Origin of the sequence: Rhodocytophaga rosea (assembly GCF_010119975.1) — a bacterium.
Taxonomy (GTDB): Bacteria; Bacteroidota; Bacteroidia; order Cytophagales; family 172606-1; genus Rhodocytophaga; species Rhodocytophaga rosea.
This window is the reverse complement of sequence record NZ_CP048222.1, coordinates 7,628,246-7,651,397: the sequence shown is the minus strand read 5'-3', so window position 1 is coordinate 7,651,397 and position 23,152 is coordinate 7,628,246. Positions and strand designations below refer to the sequence as shown.

Annotated in this window: 20 protein-coding genes; 7 read left to right on the top strand and 13 right to left on the bottom strand. The window is 38.6% G+C overall.

From position 1 onward, the window contains the following. Positions 1–164: 164 nt before the first annotated feature. A complete protein-coding gene (locus GXP67_RS31395) occupies positions 165–473 on the top strand; it encodes an alpha/beta hydrolase (protein WP_262890524.1) in 309 nt (102 codons plus the stop codon). Between the two features lie 384 nt (positions 474–857). Here the strand turns inward: GXP67_RS31395 and GXP67_RS31390 are convergent, their stop codons facing one another. Together GXP67_RS31390 and GXP67_RS31385 are read right to left on the bottom strand one after the other, a co-directional pair. Next, positions 858–1,469 carry a dihydrofolate reductase family protein gene (locus GXP67_RS31390; RefSeq protein ID WP_197901596.1) on the bottom strand — a complete coding sequence of 204 codons (612 nt, stop codon included), beginning with the start codon at positions 1,467–1,469 and terminating at the stop codon, positions 858–860. Between the two features lie 140 nt (positions 1,470–1,609). Then, positions 1,610–2,986 (bottom strand): amidohydrolase family protein, encoded by a 1,377-nt coding sequence (locus GXP67_RS31385; protein ID WP_162446783.1) that lies wholly within the window; start codon positions 2,984–2,986, stop codon positions 1,610–1,612. A 353-nt stretch (positions 2,987–3,339) separates the two neighbouring features. Between GXP67_RS31385 and GXP67_RS31380 the strand changes: the two genes are divergently transcribed. Continuing rightward, positions 3,340–4,716 carry a transposase gene (locus GXP67_RS31380; protein WP_162446782.1) on the top strand — a complete coding sequence of 459 codons (1,377 nt, stop codon included), beginning with the start codon at positions 3,340–3,342 and terminating at the stop codon, positions 4,714–4,716. 84 nt (positions 4,717–4,800) lie between these two features. On the opposite strand, the gene GXP67_RS31375 is transcribed toward GXP67_RS31380, so the two are convergent. The 5 genes from GXP67_RS31375 to GXP67_RS31355 all read right to left on the bottom strand — a co-directional run bounded on the left by GXP67_RS31375 (position 4,801) and on the right by GXP67_RS31355 (position 11,143). Beyond that, on the bottom strand, positions 4,801–5,214 hold the full coding sequence (locus GXP67_RS31375; RefSeq protein ID WP_162443399.1) for an energy transducer TonB: 414 nt from the start codon (positions 5,212–5,214) through the stop codon (positions 4,801–4,803). Positions 5,215–5,461: 247 nt separating this feature from the next. Next, positions 5,462–9,121, bottom strand: coding sequence for a DUF7619 domain-containing protein (locus GXP67_RS31370; protein WP_162446781.1), 3,660 nt, complete (start codon positions 9,119–9,121; stop codon positions 5,462–5,464). Positions 9,122–9,263: 142 nt separating this feature from the next. Then, positions 9,264–9,857: an IS630 family transposase gene (locus GXP67_RS31365; RefSeq protein ID WP_162446780.1), complete on the bottom strand. Its 594-nt coding sequence runs from the start codon at positions 9,855–9,857 to the stop codon at positions 9,264–9,266. 5 nt (positions 9,858–9,862) lie between these two features. Then, positions 9,863–10,357: a helix-turn-helix domain-containing protein gene (locus GXP67_RS31360; protein WP_162441766.1), complete on the bottom strand. Its 495-nt coding sequence runs from the start codon at positions 10,355–10,357 to the stop codon at positions 9,863–9,865. A 306-nt stretch (positions 10,358–10,663) separates the two neighbouring features. Further along, the gene (locus GXP67_RS31355; protein WP_232064716.1) at positions 10,664–11,143 is read right to left on the bottom strand and encodes a two-component regulator propeller domain-containing protein; all 480 of its coding nucleotides are present in this window, start codon (positions 11,141–11,143) and stop codon (positions 10,664–10,666) included. Between the two features lie 182 nt (positions 11,144–11,325). Between GXP67_RS31355 and GXP67_RS31350 the strand changes: the two genes are divergently transcribed. Together GXP67_RS31350 and GXP67_RS31345 are read left to right on the top strand one after the other, a co-directional pair. Next, the gene (locus tag GXP67_RS31350) at positions 11,326–11,616 is read left to right on the top strand and encodes a transposase (protein ID WP_162441440.1); all 291 of its coding nucleotides are present in this window, start codon (positions 11,326–11,328) and stop codon (positions 11,614–11,616) included. Continuing rightward, positions 11,616–12,437: an IS3 family transposase gene (locus GXP67_RS31345; RefSeq protein ID WP_162441441.1), complete on the top strand. Its 822-nt coding sequence runs from the start codon at positions 11,616–11,618 to the stop codon at positions 12,435–12,437. Before GXP67_RS31350 ends, GXP67_RS31345 begins: the two co-directional genes overlap by 1 nt. A 27-nt stretch (positions 12,438–12,464) precedes the next feature. Here the strand turns inward: GXP67_RS31345 and GXP67_RS31340 are convergent, their stop codons facing one another. Continuing rightward, positions 12,465–12,908 (bottom strand): two-component regulator propeller domain-containing protein, encoded by a 444-nt coding sequence (locus GXP67_RS31340; protein ID WP_232064715.1) that lies wholly within the window; start codon positions 12,906–12,908, stop codon positions 12,465–12,467. Between the two features lie 425 nt (positions 12,909–13,333). Between GXP67_RS31340 and GXP67_RS31335 the strand changes: the two genes are divergently transcribed. Together GXP67_RS31335 and GXP67_RS31330 are read left to right on the top strand one after the other, a co-directional pair. Continuing rightward, positions 13,334–13,714 carry a hypothetical protein gene (locus GXP67_RS31335; RefSeq protein ID WP_162446778.1) on the top strand — a complete coding sequence of 127 codons (381 nt, stop codon included), beginning with the start codon at positions 13,334–13,336 and terminating at the stop codon, positions 13,712–13,714. Between the two features lie 721 nt (positions 13,715–14,435). Beyond that, a complete protein-coding gene (locus tag GXP67_RS31330) occupies positions 14,436–15,770 on the top strand; it encodes a S41 family peptidase (RefSeq protein WP_162446777.1) in 1,335 nt (444 codons plus the stop codon). A gap of 449 nt (positions 15,771–16,219) precedes the next feature. Here GXP67_RS31330 and GXP67_RS31325 read toward each other — a convergent pair whose 3' ends face one another. Then, a complete protein-coding gene (locus GXP67_RS31325; protein ID WP_162446776.1) occupies positions 16,220–16,504 on the bottom strand; it encodes a hypothetical protein in 285 nt (94 codons plus the stop codon). 273 nt (positions 16,505–16,777) lie between these two features. Then, positions 16,778–17,188 carry a tellurite resistance TerB family protein gene (locus GXP67_RS31320; RefSeq protein ID WP_162446775.1) on the bottom strand — a complete coding sequence of 137 codons (411 nt, stop codon included), beginning with the start codon at positions 17,186–17,188 and terminating at the stop codon, positions 16,778–16,780. 209 nt (positions 17,189–17,397) lie between these two features. Between GXP67_RS31320 and GXP67_RS31315 the strand changes: the two genes are divergently transcribed. Next, on the top strand, positions 17,398–18,609 hold the full coding sequence (locus GXP67_RS31315; RefSeq protein ID WP_162446774.1) for an IS256 family transposase: 1,212 nt from the start codon (positions 17,398–17,400) through the stop codon (positions 18,607–18,609). 179 nt (positions 18,610–18,788) lie between these two features. Here the strand turns inward: GXP67_RS31315 and GXP67_RS31310 are convergent, their stop codons facing one another. From GXP67_RS31310 to GXP67_RS31300, 3 genes are all read right to left on the bottom strand, one after another. Continuing rightward, complete coding sequence (locus tag GXP67_RS31310) at positions 18,789–20,522, bottom strand: methyl-accepting chemotaxis protein (protein WP_232064714.1); 1,734 nt, start codon at positions 20,520–20,522, stop codon at positions 18,789–18,791. 1,130 nt (positions 20,523–21,652) lie between these two features. Next, the gene (locus GXP67_RS31305; RefSeq protein ID WP_162446772.1) at positions 21,653–22,045 is read right to left on the bottom strand and encodes a hypothetical protein; all 393 of its coding nucleotides are present in this window, start codon (positions 22,043–22,045) and stop codon (positions 21,653–21,655) included. Positions 22,046–22,366: 321 nt separating this feature from the next. Next, positions 22,367–23,134 carry a hypothetical protein gene (locus tag GXP67_RS31300; RefSeq protein WP_162446771.1) on the bottom strand — a complete coding sequence of 256 codons (768 nt, stop codon included), beginning with the start codon at positions 23,132–23,134 and terminating at the stop codon, positions 22,367–22,369. Positions 23,135–23,152 lie beyond the last annotated feature (18 nt).

Sequence of the window (23,152 nt, the reverse complement as noted above, 5' to 3'; positions counted from 1 at the left end):
GTCCGGAATCTTTCCTGCAAGGGCTGGTAGAGTCCGGAATTAGTAGCTATAGCTGCTCAAAAGTGGGGTCAATATCTGCCGGAATGACATAATCTGCAGCTTTTTAGCTACTTACTTGCCGGAATCCGGGGCTTCAAAAGGGGTCAGCATGCTCCGGATTCTCCATCACCCTAAGTCATGGGGACCTGTTTAATTATGTAGGCGTATTTAGCTCTGGTTTTTTTGGACCAAGTATTGATGAGGCGGAGACCAAATATGCCAAGGTATTACAAGACCCCAACTTTAACAAAAGTAAAAAACTCTTCTGGGTTGAAATTGGGAAGGATGATTTTGTCATGGAGGCCAATAAAAAAACGCTAGCCTTGCTAGACAAACACAAAATCAAGTATCAGTACAAGGAAACAGAAGGAGGACATACCTGGATCAATTGGCGGCAGTATCTAAATGAATTTGTACCATTACTTTTTCGCTAAGCTTTTTCCAAGTAACCCAATCAAGTAAACTCAGAATCCAAACAACGCTATCCCTAAATTAGCTTGTTACAACACTGTCAACACAAATCAGGTAGTAACTTTGCTTTAGCTATACAATAAGTAGAAACTGGCTTTCACCTATCGAAGTGCAAGGTTCAATAGATAATAACATTTGAAGCTAAATGGACAAAAGGGAAAGATAATAGTTTCTATTACTTCCCCTCTTGTCTTAATATGAAGTTTTAACAAAGGGATATATTTCTTAACTTGGACCATGGCAATCAAAACCATAATCATTCAACATTAAATTTAACAAATAGGTCTAAACTCAATGTCCACAATTTTGAGGGAAGACCCTGTAGTCAATCACCTAATTTGGTTGAGCTACTTCTTGACCACAGGGTATCGTAAGTGTGTGACGCCAACGCCCTGAATTGTGGTCGGATTACCAAGAAACATGGGTGTTCCCTGCAGATGCTCGAATAATCTAACACCTGAGCCAAGAATGACAGCGGCTATATCAACCTGAATTTCGTCTAGTAACCCTGCATTCATTAATTGTTGAATGATGTCGGCACCATGAACGGCAACATTCTTCCCTTCGGCTGCAATTTTAGCTTGTTTGACGGCTGTCTCAAGACCATTGGTAATGAAGTTTACATTTGAATTTGGCCGAGGCCACCCCGCGGGGACTTTATGAGTGACAACGAAGGCTGGACCCCAGGCATGGGTTCCACCCCACCCGTGGGCAACTTCAAAAGTTTTTCGACCCGTTAGTACAGCACCAAGCTCAAAGGTGCGATCTCGTATGTAATCTGCACTCTGTTGAGATACCCTGAATGTCATGTTGTCCGCGCCTCCTGTCTGGATTTCTACATCACCTGAAGCAAAATACCAGTCGAATACTTCTCCTACGCCATGGTTGCTGTCTGCAACAAAGCCGTCTAAGGACATGGACATTATGGCGACAACTTTTGTTTCTTGTTGGTTACTCATAATAAATTCTGTTCTAGTTGTTGCTTTACAGTAGGTGCTAACCAACCAAGCGCACACCCCGCCGAGCCTTCATGCTGAAGCTTTGTGCATCGGCAGGCCGGTTGGCGAGGGTGAATGGTGCTAGGCAGCCGGTTTTTTAATCATTTGGAAGCAGGATTTGTTAAAATAACCCCGTCTTTTACTATAATTCTACTTGATAAAAAGTTTTTATAGTCCTCGAAAGGACTTTTTTCATAAATAATTAGATCTGCTTTTTTCCCTTTTTCTAAAGAACCATATTTATTTTCCATCTTCAAAGACATGGCTCCATTTATGGTAGAAATCTCAATAATGGACGCAATAGAAAATCCATATTCAGACAACAGGAGTTGTTCCGATAAAACTGCTTTCCCCCCATTTGGTACATCAGTGCCTATTCGTAATTTGATCCCTTTCTCTTGTACTTTTTTTACGATTTGCATAAAGGCTTTAAAATTATCTTTGTTGTGCTGCATCTTGTTTTTACTTATTTGGGCAGCTAGCTTATTATTCGGATCGGCAAAGTAGGTGAGCCCAAACTTATCGGCAAACAAATGAATGGTGGAGGAGAAAGTGGCCCGTTCTTTTGTCAGACGGGTTAAAAGGGAATCAAGGGCTTCTGATTTATTGTCAACAATAAAGCGAGCTTCATTCATAATTCCTTCCAAAAAAGGAATAGAATCTAACATTCCTTTTCCATAAACGGCTTCTAGTCCGACAACGAATTTTTTTTCCTCTTCTTGGCTGAAGGCAATACTATGCATAATAGTAAATAGATGTTCATAATTGTTGAGTCCAATGGCGAGTGTGGTATCCATACTCATAATGCCATTATCAATGTGTCCATACACCTGCATCTCTAAACTGTCAGCAGTTTTATAGGCAGCTTCAAACTCAGGCCTTCTCAATCGCCAGTATAGTTTCACGTGCCGAATGCCCATCTTATAATAGTCTAAAACCTTTTGTCGGGCAGCCATAGGAGATTCAACAGAAATATGACCTATGTATGTCTTACGTTCTTCTTTGGAAATAAGGGCTCCGCCTGTAGTATATATGTTTGTAAACTTAGGTAATGGATGGGTTGACCAAGTAAGGATGGGCTTTAGCCAGGTTTCAGGTTGGCCCATTATCATAACGGTTGTAACGCCATAAGGCAGGTAGTTGTCCGAAAATTTCTTTCTCAAATAGGGTAAGGAATCTTCTGCTAGGTAAGTGGGTGCCTCATCGTAGTCACCGAAGAAATGCATGGGATGGATATGGGTATCAATAATGCCAGGTGTGACTAACTTACCGCTGGCATTTATTGTTTTCTTTGCTTTAACGGATTTATTACTTTCTACTACCGCTACTATAGTATCGGCATTGATGAGGATTGTTTTGTTTTCAAGTACAATCCCCTTTTTGGTGTCGAATATATTGGCATGGGTGATTTGCAAATCATAGGCAGGTTTGCAAGACAGCAGAAGCAGCGATCCAACTATATAGATAAGTAATTTCATATATAAATTTTGAATTGACGCCCAATCTTTAGATTAGCTCAATGTAACAAAACAAAGAGATTGATACAATAAAAAACCAATTGTTGAAATAGCTGTGGGTAAGTAGTTAACTCTTGTAAAGCTTTAGGATAAGCAGAGTTATCTGATCTCCTCCCAAGAAATTAGACATATTAGCAGTTACAGGAAAGGGGTCTGGGTGTTGCACAACTGCTGGTTTGAAATCTTCCTTCTGATTGATAAATTCAAGAATGGTAGGCAAAAGAAAACAGTTCACCAACACTTGCCCTTCACTGATAGTGGAAACTTATGTTCCCAAGAACAATTTTTACCGCCAAATTAAGCAACTGCTGAATTTGGAGTTCCTCTATCAGGCAGTAGCCCCTTATTATGGCAAGTGTGGGCAGAAATCAATAGATCCAGTGGTATTTTTCAAGCTACAACTAGTAGCTCATTATGAAAATATCTGTTCAGAGCGGGCTCTTATTGAAATGAGTCAATTACGCTTAGATATCCTTCATTTTTTAAACTATAATGTGGGTGAGCGCCTGCCTTGCCACAGTACCCTATCCCGCACACGCAAGCGCTTACCGGCAGAGGTATTTGAAACTTGCTTTCAGTCTATTCTTACTGCCTGTGTAGCGGCAGGTATGGTTAGTGGGCACACCCAAGTTGTGGACGCAGCCTTAGTGGAAGCTAATGCCTCTACAGATAGTTTGAAGCGAAAGGCATTGCTGGAATGGCAACTGCTTCAGGGGGAAGCAAATCTAAGTACACCTGCCGAACTTACAGGGCAAGTTTCACCTTTTCCCTCGATAGAAAAGACCACTAAGCCTAAAAGCTGCCCTAGAAATAATCGAACTCATATCAGTATGAGTGATGCTGAGGCTAAACTTACTCAAAAAACAGGTAAACCTTCCCGACTGTATTATCTATCCACAATGGCAGTAGACACGCATCGCCATGTGATTACTCACATGCAAGCTGACCTGGCAGATGAAAAAGATTCCCGCCATCTGACGGCAATCGTAGACAAGCTTTCAGCAAAGCTTATGCAATATAGATTACCCTTTCAATATCTGCTAGCTGATGCAGGCTTCGGATCAGGCGAGAATTATGCTTTTTTAGAGGCACGCCATATCAAAGGCTTCATTTCTTTACCGGGTAGTTATCAGCCGGTAAGAGAAGGTTTCCATTATGATCCAACACAAAACGCCTATATCTGTCGCAATGAAAAGTTGCTTTACTACCATGGGATTAGAATAGAAAAAGGCTTTGCTACTCATTACTATCATGCCAGAGTGAAGGATTGCAGTGTATGTCCGCTAAAAAAAGCATGCTGTGGCAATAAAAGGCGGCAAACACTCACCTTTAGTGTCTACCGCCACTATCATCAACGCATTCAGGAACGGGTAGAAAGTAAAGAAGGTAAAAAAATGATAGGACTCAGGATGTCTACGGTAGAACCTGTTTTTGGCAGTTTACTCAACTACTATGGTATGAAGAGAAGCAATGCAAAGGGAAAACAAGCCGCTCATAAGTTTATGCTCATGGCAGCTACCGCTTACAACCTGCAGAAACTGCTCGCTTGCTCTACTCATCCTATAGCCAATATTCAAATCCTTACTCAAAAGCAAATTCATATCCTTTATTTTGTGCTCTGCTACGTTGTGCAACACCCAGGGGTAGAATTTGTAACTACCCCTTTGCTGCTCATATGTCTGATATTTTAGGATGAGGACAGCCACTGCTGTTTTCCTTTTAAAACTAACAATAAGACTGTTATGGGGTATAGTTTGTGTGGTGTACCTCAGCTTTTAAGTAAGCTTAAATGCAAATGGTAAAACCAGTCGGACTTTGACAGGCTTTCCATCTTTTATTCCTGGCGTCCATTGTAGCTTAGTCTTTATCAAAGCCTTGATTGCAGCCTCGTCACAGCCATATCCGAGCCCTTCTTCAACCTTGTAATCGGTGATATTGCCCATCTCGTCTACAATAAAAGAAACAAAAAGTTTTCCTTCAATATTGTTTATTCTTGCTTTTGCAGGGTACTTCACTACAGAATTCCATTTTTTATATAATGACTCCATTCCTTTCTCTACTGTCGGCTTAGTGTCCACCTCGTCGTAGGAATAGATCGTATCGGATTTATAAGCGTTGTTGTTGATTTTGGATGTTGCAAATGTGAGGGTTGATAGTATCACAAATAAAACTGTTAGAAATTTTCTCATAGTAGTCTTGTATTTTTCGTCCTAAGTTATGGGCAATGTGCCAACTGCAACTGAATACCGTTGGCTAATGCTAAGGTAAAGCCTCGAGATGCCATAGTTTAAGTTAAATTAACTTCCCCTTTGCCGTAACTCATAATAGTTCCAATTTCTTGTAAGGAGATTAAGAACTTTGCTAGTTCTTTAAATCTTAATTATCAACTAATCTAATCATTGAATTTTAATATCAACTGTAAATTGATGATTGAGTTTAGTTTTTAATAATGCGTTTAAAAATAATCCCTTTAGTTGTTTGAATCTTAATTATATAAATCCCTGTTTTTTCAGATGAAAGATCAAAAACCGCTTTATACTGATTGGTACTAGAAATTAGATTTTTAATCATAATATTTCTTCCTAAAGCATCCCAAACTGATATTTCTGCTTTCTGCCCTGATTCAGCAGGAAGGATTATAGTCGTTTTATCATTTGTTGGATTAGGATAAATTTTTATTAGAGTTGATAGGTAAGACTCAGTTGAAGTAAGAACATAATTAAATGGAGCAGAAAGATCAGATACACAGCCTTGTTGATTCTTCACCCTCACTGTATACTTGCCTGGGCTATCAACCTTTATTCGTTGACTATTCATAGCTTGAACCTCTCCCTCTAATTGCCATTCATAACTATCAGCCACTACGTTGCACACTAAACTATCAGCACCTAATTGAGTAATAACCGGAGTAATTGGTTTTTGAATACGAGTAATGGTTACTAGTGCTTTCAAAGAATCTATGCAGGTGTTAGAAGAAACTTTCCACTCAAACACATTTTCTCCATAACTTAAACCTTTTACTAAAGAGTTAGCTGCTTGAGTGTCTTGAATTTCTCCTTGGCCACTTACCAGTTTCCAGTTACCTCTACCATGCATAGGATGCACGGCTTGCAAGATGATAGAATCCTGTTCACAAAGTGTTTGATTAATTCCTGCATTTACAATAGTATTAGTAGTATAACATGGAAGTATATATTTAAAAGCAGCTGAGGCATCGGACCAACATCCTTGTTGATTACTTACTTTAACCATATAAAGACCAGCTTGACTTACTTGAATAGACTGGGTATGTTTATCTATTGTTACTCCCTGGAAGAACCACTCATAATTACTACCTACTATATTACATACTAAGTTTTCTGTGCCCTGTTGAGTAATTATCGGAGTGTTAGGTTTCTTTTGGCGTGTAATAGTTATCTGAGCACGTAGAGAGTCACTACCACATGAATTAGCAGATATACTCCATTCAAATATATTTTCTCCATAAGCTAAACCCGAAATTATAGTTGTTGCATTTTCTATATCTTGAAATAAGCCCCTTCCACTAATTAGTTTCCATCGGCCTTTCCCTACTAAAGGAACAATGGCTTGCGTTACAACGGTATCTTGTTCACAAATAGATCGGCTTATACCGGCTTGAATACTTGTATTGGTTGTTTTACAAACAATACTTTGATCTAATTTGGCTGATTCTACCACAACCAATGGTATATCATAAATCGTGTTAAAAGTAATGTTTGTACGGACTGGCTTATTAAAATCAAAGAAAATGTCTGCATAGTTTTTTATAATGATTTTTTCTGGTAGCCCCTCTTTTGGCTTAATACTAAATCGTATATATCCATTACTCGCTAATTGATCTTTAGTACTATCCGGCAGATTAATATTATTAAAGGTAAAAGTAAGTACTGGCTTTCCTTTTCCAGACACAGTCATTTTATATGCATGGGAAACCGCTCTTACTTGAAGAGTGCTAATATCTAAATAATTTGAAAGAGTATCTACTACTACTACTTTGTAAGCAACATCGGTTCCAGTGTTTTGAAAACGGATCACATAATCCAAGGCCTTCTTAGTAGGAGTATAATGTTCATTACCTATTCCTTGCGGTGAAACTGCCTTATCATTGGGATCAAAAGAATCAATTATAGGCAAGCATTCAGTGGCTATTTCAGGCTCTTCCTCTTCTTGAGTTTGTTGATTAACAAAGCCTACACTCACAGTGCCATTACTATTGATTCCGCAAGCTTCAATAGTGACAAAACTTTGCTTTCGGGAAGGATGACTAGATAGTTGATCTGCTTCTAGCCTCACGGTTTGTCCATTAGCTGGTACTTGCAGAATTAGACTATCTCCTTTAGCTAATTTAAAATTACCAATAAAGGCTAGTTGTGTATCTAAATAAATCCGAAAGGAACTACTATCTGCCATACTACCATTACCCATATTATACATACCTAAGCGTACCCTGCCATTATCTGTACACCTAGCCTTTGCATGTATATCTGATTGATCCCAAGCATCAGAAGCAGTTCTATCATTGGCAGGCGTAATCCATGCTTTGGTACATTGAGTAAGTCCCATAATTTCAAAGTTATCACAAATTACTAAATCTTGAATTTCAATACTACCACATGCCTGAGCAGCTAGCGAACCAATGCTGAAAACATAATTACTATCATTATCTTGAGTATAGGGTAAACTAGCACTTCTTAGTAACACGTATTCTGGTAGCTTTACATATACTTTCACATTAGTGGCATCTGCAGTGCCATTGTTACAATAAGTTACAGTAGTATTGTTAGTCATACATCTCCTTCTTCTATCAGAAGAAACACTCACTGAGAGATAAGGCACGATGGATATTTGATTAGCAAAGTCTTTTCCTACTACACTATCATTATAAGCGGTAAATTTTACTGAGTGAGTCTTCGGTTCTATTGGGCAGATTTGCTTGATAAAAGCACTTTTATCGTAAGGAATTACTTGTTGAATTGTATAATTACCTATATCTACAGCTAAAGTGTAATTGCCTAATGAATCTGTAGTAGCATAATAATTTCCTGGCTGAGCAATAACAACTAAATTAGCTAATCCGTTATCATCTGCATTTTTTACGCAGTCCGCATTTTTATCATTAAAAATACTCCCTTTTATATGATTTGGTTTACTGATAGCTGGACCTATGTAGAACTTTTGAATACGATAATTACGCATATCAGCAACATAAATATTGCCAGCTACATCTACAGCTACACCTCTAGGGCTATTAAGCTCTCCATCACCGGTACCATCAGTAACAGGGTAACCAAACCCTGATAGTAATTGGCCCTCTGAGTTGAATTTTTTAATAATATAATCAGCAACATAAATATTACCTCCAACATCTATAGTTATATCACTTAATTCAGCAAATTGTCTATTACTGCCAAACTTTGAGAGAAACTGACCATTAGCATTAAACTTTTGAATTCTATAATTCCAATAATCAGCAACATAAATATTGCCAGCTACATCTACAGCTATTGCTGTAGGTGCATTAAACTGTCCATCCCCAGTACCATAGGTGCCAAATTTCATAAGAAATTTGCCATTAGAGTTAAATTTTTGGATACAGTTATTAGGACCAGGACCATCTGTAACATAAACATTACCTGCTATATCTACAGCAATCTTACTAGGACGAATAAACTGTCCATCCCCATTACCTTGACTACCAAACTTTAACAGAAATTGACCATTAGAGTTAAACTTTTGGATACGATAATTATTCCAGTCAACAACGTAAATATTTCCTGCTATATCAACGGCTAAATCAGTAGGATAATCAAGTTGGCCATTACCTGCACCATAACGACCAAACTTTAATAGAAATTTACCATTGGGATCAAACTTTTGGATGCGGTGATTCTGATAATCCACTACGTATATATTACCAGCTGCATCTACATCTACACTAATTGGCAAATCAAATTGGCCATTACCTGTACCATAACTACCAAACTTTGAGACGAATTGTGCCTTTACAGGGAGATAAATAAAAAATGTTAATAAAAAGAAGTAAAAAACATTAATTGGTAGAAGTTTATAATGCATAAGTAAAATAAATAGCGCTTGTTAATTATTAATGATCACTAGGATTGTGACTGAAGTTAAATTTTAATTTAATACAACAACATGTATTCAAGGTGATTATTAATTAACTGTAAGTTATATTTTATACCAAATAGGGCGAAGGCTATTCTATAGAGGTTGTAATCTTGCTGATGGCTTCTAAAATGTAAGGGTATCCGGTTAGAGAGGCGATCTGTCTTTGCCCATAACTTTTAGCCGTATTAGTGATCCAGGCTTCCAGTTCTTGTTCATGGCTGAAGTTGTGAAAAGCTACTTTGTTTTTCATATCCCCCCACAGCCTTTCGACCGGATTGAGTTCAGGGTTGGAAGAAGGTAAATACACCAGGCGGATATTTTGGGGCACTTGCAAGGCTTTTGCCCGGTGATAGCCTGCTTTGTCTACAAAGATAAACTTGAACACTTGCGGTTGATGGCGGCTAAACTCCTCAAGCATATACTCAAAGTAAAGCGTGTTAACCTGTGGGGCAGTAATAAAGAAGTGATCTCCTGTCAGCGGTTCTACCAATCCATAGCAGTAGCGGTAGATGAAGCGGTGCTGATAGGCTCCTACCGGTTTTATGCCGGCAAGGGTGATGGCTCTTCTCAAAACAGTCATCAAACCAAAGCGGCTCTCATCCTGATAGTACACCTTCCAATGGCTGACTACCCCTTTGGCAGCCAAAGGAGCATAGTAGCGCTGTAAGAGGAAAGTGAGCACCAAGTTTAGTTTTTTTTATACTTCTGCTCATAGGCTAGATCCTTTTTCAGGTTGCTCTTTCTAACCACTTTCAGCTTTGCCCCCAGCTGTCGGTGGACAAACCAATGTACATGCTCATAGCTCAGATCAATGCCATGCGCCGTGTGCAACCACTCATGGATTTGCTTATAAGAAGTAAAATAGTTGTTTGGATCAGCAAGCTTTGCCTTCAACTGCTCAAGTACTTTACCTGCAATCTGTGATGCCCTTTTGTGGCCGCCCGGATCTATCTGAAGACAGGCTTGCAGCCCTTTCTGTTTGTAAAGCCGGAACCACTGGCCCACTGCATGACGCTCATAGCCTACGGCAGCAGCTATTTGTCCATACGCTTTAGCCTGCCCACTCTTGTAGAGGTAAAAAGCCCGCAGTCTGGCTCCGGCTAGCGGATGGGCTATTTTTTTGCTCATCTTCAGCAACTGCTCGGCACTCTCGATGAGCTCAGTTTTGGTTACTCTTCCCATACTTGATCAACATATAACATCTATGGAAGGTTCTTTATACTATTCGGTATTATACAAAACATCAATTCAGTTGGATAATAGTTTCAGAAGTAGTCAAAAAGAAACAGCATATATTTATAGCAGTGTTAAGTTACCTCCTCCCTATAAATCAGACAATTTGTAAGTAAAGAATATGTTAGTTAAAAAATATACCCGTTTCGAGTAACTGAACAAATGTGCGAGAGGGTAAATTAATGGATAATCTAGCGTAACTCACGATCCATAGGTACCTTGATCAAAGAGAGATTTTATTCATTTCTCACCCGGTTATTTCTGACTTTCTTTACTTGTAAAGTTGATGAGGGTCTCTCCATCATACCGATACAATTCACCAGTTGCTCCAACCCAAATACTTCCATCATTGGCTGCAAGAAGCCCCAATAAAGCAGGTCCTCTTGACAGGATTTGAGTTACCGTGGGCTTTTTAGTATATAAGGACTCTTGATCATAGCGACAAAGTTCCCATAAACTCCTATCAGGTTTTACTTGACCTGTAGTCCAGATATTTCCTTTTTTATCTTCAATGATGGCATACACACCCCTATCAGATACCTTGGTGAAAGTTCTGCCGTCATAGCACCAAAGACCATCGCGACCAAGCCAAACATTGCCCTTTTTATCTTCGATGATCGAGAAAACGTTTTGAAAAGCGTTTCCATCATGGGTTAAAGTGGTAAATCTTTTTCCGTTATAAACGAAAGCCTCCCCTCTGGTGCCGATCCATAGTTTGCCGGTTTTGTCTTCCATGATAGTAGTAATATCGTTATGGGGAAGTCCGTCTTTTGTTGTAAAATTTTGAAACGTTTTCCCATCGTAACGGCTTACTCCACCTGCGGTGCCCAACCAAATCATGCCGGCTTTGTATAATACCTCGGTAAAATCAGACCACGCGTTAAAGTGAAAAGCAATACAAATTAAACGTGGAAAAGATGAAAAAAACGAGGAGAAAATTTACAGCTGCTTTCAAGGCGAAAGTGGCATTGGAAGCGCTTAAAGAGCGGGAAACATTAGCGGCTTTGTCGGCCCGCTTTGAGGTACACGCCAACCAGATATCGCTGTGGAAGCAGGAATTTTTAACTAATTCGGAGCTGGTATTCTCTTCCACAGAAGGGAAAGAAAAAGAAGAGCAGGTAAACTTAGATGCGCTTTATGCTAAGATTGGGCAACTGGAGATGGAACGCGACTTTTTAAAAAAAAGCTTGAAGAAGACCGGACTGTAATGGAGCGTAAATCACTGGTTAGTCCTCAAGCAAAGCTTAGCCTTCGCCAGCAATGCCGTTTACTTTCTATCAGCCGGGCCTCTTTCTATTATGAGCCTAAACAAGAGAATGCAGATAATTTAGGAATGATGCAGCTCATGGATGCCCATATATTAGAAGAACCAACGGCCGGAGTGCTGACAATGCAGTCGATGCTGGAGGAAAAGGGTTATAAAGCAGGTTACGAGCGGATAAGAAGATTGATGCGGCTGGCTAACATCCGGCCTATCTACCCCCGAAAGCAACTGACGCAGTTAGGGGACAAAAAGTATATCTATCCTTATTTGCTCAGGAACTTAAAAGTAGAGCGGGCAAACCAGGTATGGGCTATAGATATTACCTATGTTGCGATGGCTAAAGGGTTTATGTATTTGACGGCTGTGATAGATGTGTATAGCCGCTATATTGTGGGCTGGGGCTTGTCTAATACATTGGATGCTGAGGCTAGCTTGCAGGTGTTGAAAGCAGCGGTAGCTGAGCATGGTAAGCCCGGGATTGTCAACAGCGACCAGGGTAGCCAGTTTACCTGTAAAGAGTATGTAGAATATTTAAAAAGTGAATCTATCCGTATCAGTATGGATGGCAAAGGCAGGGCACTGGATAATATATTTATAGAAAGGTTTTGGCGGACCATTAAATACCAGCATATTTACCTGAACCCGGCCACTGATGGCATCTCCCTCTACCAGGGCATCAGTGGCTGGATGGAGAAATACAATCAAAGGCCACACCAGGGAATTGACCGAAACAAGCCCATTAATCTTTATAAAATGGCAGCTTAATTCAACTAAGAAAACAAGAAAAGTGGTCTAAACTAATCGAGGTATTATATTGTCTTCATAAATACAATTAACCGAATTATTGGCAAGTCCCTGCTTGGTTGTAAAATGTTGAAAGGATTGTCCATTGTAATAATAGACACCCGACTCTAAAGAAGCCAACCAAAGATTCCCGCGTCGATCTTCCAGCACATCCCAAAATCTGTGCGAACCCACTTCACTGGTCAGATTAGTAAAGGATGTTCCATCGTATCGAAAAGCATCACCAAATACTGAGAAGTTAGAGCCGGCAATCAAAATATTGCCCTTTCTATCTTGCTTTATATTACGAACCATTAGAGTAGGCCCGTAGGAAGTGACTGTATCTTTGGGTGGGGAATAGACAATTTCTGTTGTTCGGTCTGTTTGGTTTTGTCCTTGACAAAAAGTATAAAATATAAAGGGCAAAAATAAAGCATATACGTAGTTCATCATTTTCTTTTTTAGCACCAAAGCGTTTAAACAAACTTAATTTTCTTTTACTGGGCACTAGTTAAGAGTTTGTAAAAGAATGTGAATAAAATGTAAAAGTTGTTTGGGACAACCTAGAAAAATGATTTTCTTAAACTTGAATCTGGTAAATATATGGATTGATATCCCAAGAAGTGATAAGTATAAAAAAGCAATTGGCAGGAATGAGTTAAAATAACTACCCCTCTCAATTAACTCCAGAATCTAAATGTTAAATTTGCTCTCTTTCCATCCCTCACTTTTAAAGGGGAACTCCACCTTGTCATCCTGAAGAACTATGGCAGGCAGTAGAAAGGCCTTTAGCAATACTGAGGCCATATAGGTTGCACTTCATTTTTGTAATTTTATATTTTTTTATTAGTATGAGATGAGTTGAAAATTCATGTTTTATGAAAACGGTAAAACCACCACCAGAAATTCTTACCGCAGAGCAAAAACAGTTTATTGAAAACAGCCCCGCCGAATCACGACGGCACTGGGAATTAATCTGGAAGGAGTCCAATATTATTTACAGCTATCAGCGCCAGACCCGTCCAAGCCAATTTGATGAGCAGGATTGGCTTGAATGGCTGGAAGAATTGCCTTCAGAATTTCGGCAGCAGATGCAAGCAGTAGGCTATAAGCAAGGGCAGACCGAAATAGGTTTTCTCTTAGCAATGATTGAGAAAGACCGCTTACGAATGAAAGCCTATATGGATCAGCATATGAGTAGAGAAGAACAAGCCGAGCTGAAGGCATTAATGGGGTCGGATAAAAATGCCTTAGAATAATTTGATGAATAACCACTTTGTCATTATTAATGTCTACTATTACTTATGAAGGCACACCCTATTCTAAGCTTAATCTCTAATGAGATTTACTTCTTATACTGCGATACTTAGTATCTAGTGATTCCCATTCCTTTAACACTTGCTTCCTGGTCTTATCTTCTGGAAAATCATTCTTTATTTGTTCTTTTTGCTTAGGCCTTGCCCTAATGAGCTGAAAATATTCATCTGTTGCTGCTAGCCTTTGAATAAATTCATGCGGAGAAATTTCTACATCCTGTAAGGCCCCTGTTTTACGAACGGATAGTGGATAGAAAACTAATACAACTAAGAGTTACCAGAAAAGGGTGGTTAAAGTAACCTCCCCTTTCCTAAAATTTCATATCTGGAAAAAAGCAAAGAATAACTCACCACCTCTGATCCAAAAATTTTCTAACTAGCTTTGCTCTCTTTTTTAGTAGCACCAACCGGTTTTGGAGGACCAGTTCAGAAGTCAACTCCTGGACTGATTCTAGCTGTGTATTATTTAAACAAGCATCCTCAGAATAAATTGACATCAATAAAGCATTAAAGTATGATATACTTAGATAAAATATTGCCAATCACGAAAATAATGTCCCATAGTCCAATTTTGATAAGTACATTGTTCCTTTTTTTACTTTTTAGGGATAATTCGGTTTATGCACAAACTACACCATGCAATTGTTTAAGCAATTTAGACACTTTGATTGCTAACACAGAAGTTAACTACGCTGGATTCCCAAATAAAGTGAACGCTCAAAATATAAATGAATACTTGATATTAAAGAAAGATTTAAAAACTAAAGCAGCTACGCTTACCGAAGCAAAGCCTTGTTTTTTTGTTTTGAGGGAGTTTGTCAAATTCTTTTATGACAGCCACTTTTCCTTAACCTATACTAATGAAAACGACTTTGATGTTGAAATAATAGAACTATCCAAGGATGCTTTTAAAAAACAATTAAATGCAAAAACTACACACCCATTAGAAGGGATTTGGACAGATCAAGATAGTAGTTTAGTGATTGGTATTAAAAAATATTCTAATAATACCTTCAAAGCCATTGTTTTAGAAACCAAAGACCCAAAAATCCCTTTAGGACTTGTCTATATGACGATTAGCTCTGGTAAAGGGGGATTAAATGTGAAATACTACAATAGTTTTTCATCAACGGATTATCCGATTAAACTGAAAGGTAATTTGTTACAAGGCTGGAGCGATAAACTATTTGGAAGAATATTTCCAAACCAAATGAATGATCTTGAGAAAAGCGAATTAAGCACTTGGAAGAATTATAACAGGGGAATTGATTTTTACAAACTATCGCCAAGAACCGCAGTATTAAAAATTCCCACCTTTGCAAATAATGATGATAAAATCGCACAGTTGGTAGGGCAGAATGATTCCATCATACGTTCTAGTGAAAACCTGATTGTAGATTTAACCGGTAACAGTGGGGGAAGTACTGGTTGGGTATCCTTCCTTGGTTACTTTATGACCAAACCCATCGTTCAGCAAAACGGATTTCTAAGAGTATCTCCAGAGAATGTAAAAGCAAAATTGAAAGACATAGAACCTTATGTGATTCATCCGATTCCGGCTGAATATGAAAAGTATTTTCCCGAAACTACACTCAAACTTTATAAGAAAGCTTATGAAGAGTTACCGACAACCAAAAAACAATTCTATTCTATTCCTAGTGTGGCCTTTCCATTAGACTCAATAACAGTTAATCCAAAAAAGATAGCCTTAGTAGTAGACAATCTATGTGGAAGCTCAACAGAATACTTCTTTTATCTATCAAAGGAAAGTGCTAAAACTACAACTTACGGAGTGAATACTTTTGGTATGATGGATTATGAAGGTGCTTCTTCTCAGATGCTACCCTATGCTAATTTTAGGGTGAGTATACCAATTGTAAAATCAAGCTGGACAGACAGCAATCCTATAGATAGAACAGGTTTTACACCTGATGTCATTTTGGACAAAACAAAGCCTGAAAGCTGGATAAAAGATATCCAAAAAAGGTTGGAGAGATAAAAAAACGCACAATCGAGGTGCTGTCTTAAAAAGCAAGCTTTAAATAGAAGTATTTTAATGATTTTGTTTTACCAGAAAACTTCAGGTGATTTATTGCATTTAGCAGCACGAGTTTTTTTAAAAGTATAGGATACCAATTGAGCGAATTTAGCACTCAATTCTAGAGTAATAACAAAGGGGGGAATTCTTATAACTGCACTTTTAATATTGAATATACTATTAGATAGGGCAAGAGGGAAAAGGATATGTTTCATAAATCTATGCCAACTATTGATAGCAATTTTAGACATATAGATAATTTTTTTACCCTATAAGAGGAAAAGAGAGTTTTACACCTAGCAAAAAAGCCTTTCACATTTTTATGCGAAAGGCTTTATCATGAAGCAAAAAGTGTATAAAAAAGTCAATTTCTCTTCCCAACTACTTGTTCAAGTTCACTTACCAAAGGATCATCTGGTAGAAAATCTTGCTTGCAGGCACACCTCATTTTGAGAACAATCAATAAAGAAGGGTTCTTGAAACTCTATCTGTGTAGTAAACTTATAAGCGGCATCCTTGACAATAGTTACTAGCTGATTTTGGAGTAAAGCCGGACTACTACCCAGCATCTGCTGGTATAATCTAGGTTGAAGACAAGACAAGTAGATCTGATACTGATTCCTTTGGCATTCTTCAATCTGTAGCTGATAGCTGATAGCTTGACCAAAGATTTTACGGGTGATGGTTTCTTGCATACAAACAAGTTTTGATGTAATTATTGCCAAACCTTACCTGTCAATTGACTTAGGTTTGGTAGCTATGTATGCCTTACAGACACAAAAAGTAAATGCATGAGAAAAAGAAAGTAATGAAAGCCTTCATTTTCTTACATCAAACGCTTGTTAAGCTCTTGCTCATCCTAATTTCCACCTCAAGTGGAGTAAGGGCATTAGAACACAAATAAGCCCTGCAGAAATGCTTTTGTATTCCTGCAGGAGTTAATCTTCAACTTCAGGTTTATTTTCTCTCTATGTTGAGGCAATCCTTTCCAAAACAGTAAGATCCAACATAACCTCTTCTGCAGAAATACCGAGACTGCCTTGCAGGGTTTCAATCAGGGCTAATTCTTCAACATGGTATATTGTATCAGCTTGCATAGCTTCTATGGCTGCAGCAAATAAAGCTTTTCGTTCGGATGGATCTACAAGTGGCGCTGCTTGTTGAATTAAAGCTTTGCTACCCCCTACTTGTTGGTGAACTTTAAATAAAAATTTAAAAAGTTCTACCCCACTTTGCCCTTCAAACTGTTTTCTTTTAGAGAGTATTTTTACAAAAGTCTCTACTTCTTGGGCATTTACATATCCATCAGCGGCCATACAGGCAAAGATGACAGCAAAAAAAGCTTGGTGGGGACAGCTAATTGGGGGGTCTTGTTCCATGTAGGCAAAGATTTATTCCTTAAACAAAAGATCAAGCCTACACTTTTTTCAGTAGCGCTTCTCCATAATTGCCTATTGATAAAGGATTGAGAGCAAAGGTAACTATATGAAAAGCTAATAAGAGCTTCAATTATAAATAGTTAGAGAGTGTTACAGGAAGTGTGGAAAATGAAAAATAGTTACATTCATTATCCTAACCCATACTACTTATGCAACCTGATAAACCTATTCTGACCAAGGAATTTCTCTCCCAATTTAAGAGTGAACAGGACTTAACTCAATTTTTTACTGATTTATATAAGCAAGCCTTAAATCAGATGCTGGAAGGAGAACTCGATGAGCATCTGGGCTATGGCCGTTATGAACGCAAGCCTATTGCTGATGGCAACTATCGCAATGGCAAGAAAGAGAAACAACTCAAGACCACCTATGGCAAATTAGATGTGCAGGTACCTCGGGACCGGGAAGGCAGTTTTGAGCCACAACTTGTGAAAAAAAGACAAACTGCGTTGGCTAAAGTGGAAGACGCTGTACTTTCCTTGTATAGTAGGGGAATGAGTACCAGAGACATCGAGCAACAAATCAAAGAATTATATGGAGTAGAGTTATCTGAGGGCACTGTCTCCCGGATTACTTCCCGCATAGTCAACTTAGTCACCGAATGGCAGCAGCGACCTTTACAACCGGTCTATTTGATGCTCTGGTTGGATGCTTTACGCTTTCATGTCAGACATGAACACAAAGTAATCTGTAAGTCCTGTTATTTAGCCATTGGCTTAAATCCGGAAGGCAAAAAGGAGGTATTGGGCATATGGCTGTCGGCCACTGAGTCTGCTTCCTTTTGGTTGCAAGTACTTACGGACTTAATAGGACGGGGCGTAAGAGACATTTTATTGGCTGCTACCGATAATTTAGTAGGGTTGCCTGAAGCTGTCCAAGCTACTTTCTCTCAAAGTTTGGTACAAGTATGTCTCTGTCACCAGATTCGTAATTCCTTAGCCTATGTGGCTTTTGATGAGCGCAAAGAGTTTGCTAAGGATTTATACCCTATCTACCAGGCAGCCACTAGAGAAATAGCTGAAACACACTTATTGAAACTGGAAGAGAAGTGGAGTAAAAAGTATCCACAAGTAGTCAAAAGCTGGTTTACTAACTGGAACAGGCTAAGTGTGTACTTTGACTTCCCGCAGGAAATCCGCCGCTTGCTCTACACTACTAACATTATTGAGAGTTTAAATAGTATGATTCGCAAGTATACCCGCAATAAGTTAGTATTCCCGGATGATCAGGCGGTGCTGAAAACGGTATATTTAGCTTTGGAGCAGGTAAGTAAAAAATGGACCATGCCTGTGGCTCATTGGCAGCGAATCCTGGCGCAATTTGCTATCCTGTATCCGGATAGAGTCAAGTTAAACCTATGAGAAAAATATTTACACACTTTTTGGAACAGTCTCAATAGTTACGCTTGCCAAGGTAGTTTTTTGCTATTATCACGCTAGAAGTTGATTATCCACCTGGTCCGGGGCTTAAGCAATCTCTATTATTTACAAACAAAAAGCCTCAGTCAAGCTGAGGCTTTTTGTTTGTAAAAGTTTGGTCTTTAATATTTCTCAAATTCCTGATCTAATGCATCTGATTTCATATTGAGCTGTACTCCGTTTGCAGGGGTGGCAGCTGTTTCTTTACTAGCAGGCTTTGCTTTTTGTGGATAAGGGATGGTTGCTGCTTTACTTTTTAGACTGATGCCCTGAAAAGTGAGCTTGCTTTTTCCTTCCCCATCAAGCTTAAAGAAAGAGATCATTTCTTTGAGCTGCTCAGCTTGGGAGAATAGTTCTTCTGAAGAAGTGGCGATTTCTTCCGAGGAGGCTGCATTTTGTTGTATGACCATGTTGAGTTGTTGAATGGCACTGTTGACCTGGGTGGCTCCTGCATTTTGCTCGATGCTGGAAGCAGCTATCTCTTGTACCAATCTGGAAGTTCGCTCAATATTAGGGACAATCTGCTCAAGTAATTTTGCTGAACGTTCTGCCACTTCTACACTGCTATGGGATAAACTATTGATTTCATTGGCTGCCAGCTGACTTCGCTCGGCTAATTTTCTCACTTCGGCTGCTACCACAGTAAATCCTTTGCCATGTTCACCTGCTCTGGCTGCTTCTACCGCTGCATTCAAGGCGAGTAGATTGGTCTGCCTGGCAATCTCTTCAATGATGGATATCTTTTTTGCAATCGTTCGCATCGATTGCCCTGTCTGACTCACGGACTTATAACCTTCTTCAATATCCTGGGAGGATTGCAGAGCAATCTTTTCTGTCTGCCCTGCATTGTCTGTATTCTGTTGAATATTGGAAGCCATTTGTTCCATGGAAGAAGAAACTTCTTCAGCAGAAGCCGCTTGTTCGCTAGCTCCTTGAGAGACAAGTTGGGAAGTGGAACTCATTTGCTGGCTGGCCGTTGCTATATTTTCAGTTCCCTGCATGATGCCTTCGACAATAGTGCGCAGCTTGATAACCATTTCCTGTAAGGCGCTATCTAGTTCTCCGCCCGCTTGCCCGTTTTGCTCAGCGCTCATCGTTAGATCTCCGGCAGCTACCCGTTTAGCTAAACTTACACTCCCGCGAAGTTTTTGGATCATCACCTTGATTTCCTCCAACACTTCTCCAATTTCATCATCCTTGATATTGGTAAGTGAAATTGAAAAGTCTCCGGCCGCCACCGCTTTCACGGCTTGCTTAGCCTGAGCAAGTGATTGAGAAATAGAAGCAATGATCCAAAAAGCAATGAGCGCAGAAAAAATAGCACCAAAGCCAATGAGTAGGAGCATATTATTTTTTGCTTCCTCATAGAGGGTATCGGTTTGTTTTTTTGCCTCCGCTAAAGCCACTACATTGCGTTGTACTAGCGTATCCAGGATAGCTGAGCATTCAAATACCAGGGGTCGGCATTTGCTAATAAGTAGGCGTGTGGCTTCTTCTTTGGAAGCCACGGTATTGGCCATTGTCAGCTTATATATTTTTTTAAATACTTTTTTATGCTCGGCACGTTTAGCAAGAAAAGAAGCAGAAATAGCTCTCCCGGTTTCATCTTGAAGGAGCATATATGCCTGCATAGTCGTATCAATCCTTTGCTGGGTTTGTTCGATCATCTCAAGAATTTCTTCTATTAACTCAGGATCAGAAACCAAAACTAATTCACGTGCCCTGGCAGCAATAAATTGCATATCGGTGGCTACGCTATTGGCATAGATGATTCTCTTAGCGCGGTTATCGACCATTTCATTTATTTTTTCACTCAGAGAAGAAGAGTTTTGAGTGCCAAGATAAAATATGGCCATTGAAAGCAGTGTCAAAGCGAGAAAGGCTAGTATTAACCTTACCTTGATAGTAAACTTCATAAATTGTTTGTCATTAAAAAATTGAAAGAGTACCCTATGGCTACTACCACTATGTTAGCCTTCTGAGAAATTTAGGAGGAATAACAAAAAGTTATTTCAAGAAAAAATGAAAAAGTCCTTTTCTTGAAAAGGTCATCGCTAAAAAGAGATATAGTTAAAAAAACAGCCCTATAACTCCATTTTATAAAGTAAAGATGGAAACTAGCCTAGATTTCAAATAAAAAAAATACCTTAAAAAAATACCAATGTAAGATAACTTCATATTTACTTAAGGTAAGATCTGAAAACAAGCAAACAAAGAGACATAGGTAAATAAAAAATAAAGAGGATGGAATAGCTGCCAGAAACAATCTGTTGCTTTTTAAATGGACAGGTTTGAAAAAAAGTTTTCATCTTAGCCGGTATTATTAATCAAACCGCTACATGTAATTTAAACTCTGGTGGAGAGTTCTTAAAGTTTAATCTGTATCCTTGTTTAGTCTGCTTAACGAGTATATCTTAGTTTCTTCTTTGGAAGCAATAACTGTCGATATAACTTCTAATGGAGTAATTCCATAAATCACCTAGTTATAGCAGCCACCAAGTTAGATAATTTGCAGAAAGATCAACAATGATCAAGCAAAGCTTAAATCTATGTCTATCTCTACTTAGGTCATAGGTTTGTATCTATAAAGTATACAAAGTTGTCACAATTCAAAGTTACCCGAAAGGGGTATATTTTTTAACCACCACCTACCCAATAGGGGGTCTTATCAGGATATAGATTGACAGAAAAATTTACCCTCCCATATTTCTACAAATCAGGACAGGGAGCAAAAGGGAGAAACAAAACTTTTCATAGAAAGTAATTGAAAACAATTATTTTCCCCTCTTGACCATAGGAGAAAAAGATTTATCCAATCATCTACAAGTTTTTTCAAATTACATTCATAGGTTGATGAAGCAAAGGAATTTTTATAAGTATAACTCTTAAAAATGAAAATGCCCTCCAAAAAGGAAGGCATTCAAATGTAAGAACAGCGGCCTAATATTCTATCCCAAACTATAAAATTGTTAATATCCTAGCGCCATTATTTTTTACTTATAGTAATTTTCTTTGTAAAGGCTTCTTTTTCATTCACGATTTCAATTAAATAGTCCCCCACAGGTAAATTATACATGTCATATTTACGTGCATACATTTTATCATTTACCACTTCCTTATGTAATATAGAAGCTGCTGATTTTAGCATAACTGTAAACTTACCCTCCTCACGGTTTTCAACGTGTACTCCTACACTGAATTTATTCTCCTGAGACTGTATAACAAGAGCCGCTAAATTACTAGCTGAATCAGTTATATCTTTTTTGGAGTTAGTAGCAGGATGCTCCGTGATATTAGCGGCAAGTGCTTGAGCTGAGCAGTCAATGTTATAAATGGCCATAAACACTGTAAGGCTTAAGAGAGGAAGTAGCTTTTTCATACTATAATTTGTTTGTAATCCATAGCAAAAACCACATCAACGTAACCATCAACTTGTTGTCTCTATAAGCAAAGACATGTAATTTTTTTGATCACTCCACAAATGTCTGAAAGCTGCATTCATACCTCTAGCCTTTTCTTTGATACTTTCAAACTGTTTTGACCTCCTCTCTAGAACTTAGACAATTTGAAAGTAAAGAATGTGATAGTTACAAATTCTACCCCTTTCCTGAAACTCACAAGAAAGGCAGCGAACTTTAACCCAAATAAGTTTTTCTGCTTAGCTTCTGTCCGATAAACTGGGGGCCTTACACTTAATACACTACCATTCTTTTAGAGTGGAGGAACGGAGCATTATTTTCTTTCCTTGTTGTGCTTCATTGACTAGTAGAACAAAAGTGTTAGAACTGTCCTTACTTTTAATTTCCAGTTTGTATTGACCTACTTTTAAAAAGGACACATCCAAGGTGCGTTTGTATAGATGAGAGGTAATGGATTCTTTGTAAACCGGAGAATCCAGTGAAGTAATCAAATGAAGATTACTTTTAAAAGTGTCCTCTACTATTCGTATCAACACTTCTTCCCTTTTAGGATTAACTATTGACAAATGGATGTGTATTAAATTATCTGAAACAAATGCAGCCGTATGTAAGTCTTTTGAAATAGGGCTAGCAGAGGCTGCCCAGGCAATCGTATCTGCTTGTTGGATGATAGCTACCAGATCAGCAGTGTTATGTTTATTATCTACTTCCAGTTCCTTAGCTTTTATCCCGCTAGCAGCTACTAATTTCCGCTGCAATAAATCCGATAGTAACCTGTCTAACCTTCTATTATTTTGAATGGAAGGCTTTATATATTTTTTGTTCAGTTCTTCTTTGTATAGTAATTCATTATACTCATTATAAAACCATACTATGGTAGTAGCAGTTAAATAATCTGTACGTAATTTCCAATATCCTTTTGTCCTACCGGGCCAGGATTGCTTTGATTGAGCAGATGGATAAGCAGGGTTCTTTTGTGCCTGGCTTACAAGAGATACACATAAAATTAGGAGTGCGATTAAGGCGCATTTACCTATTTCAAGGTTCAAAAATGGATGCTTACTTGA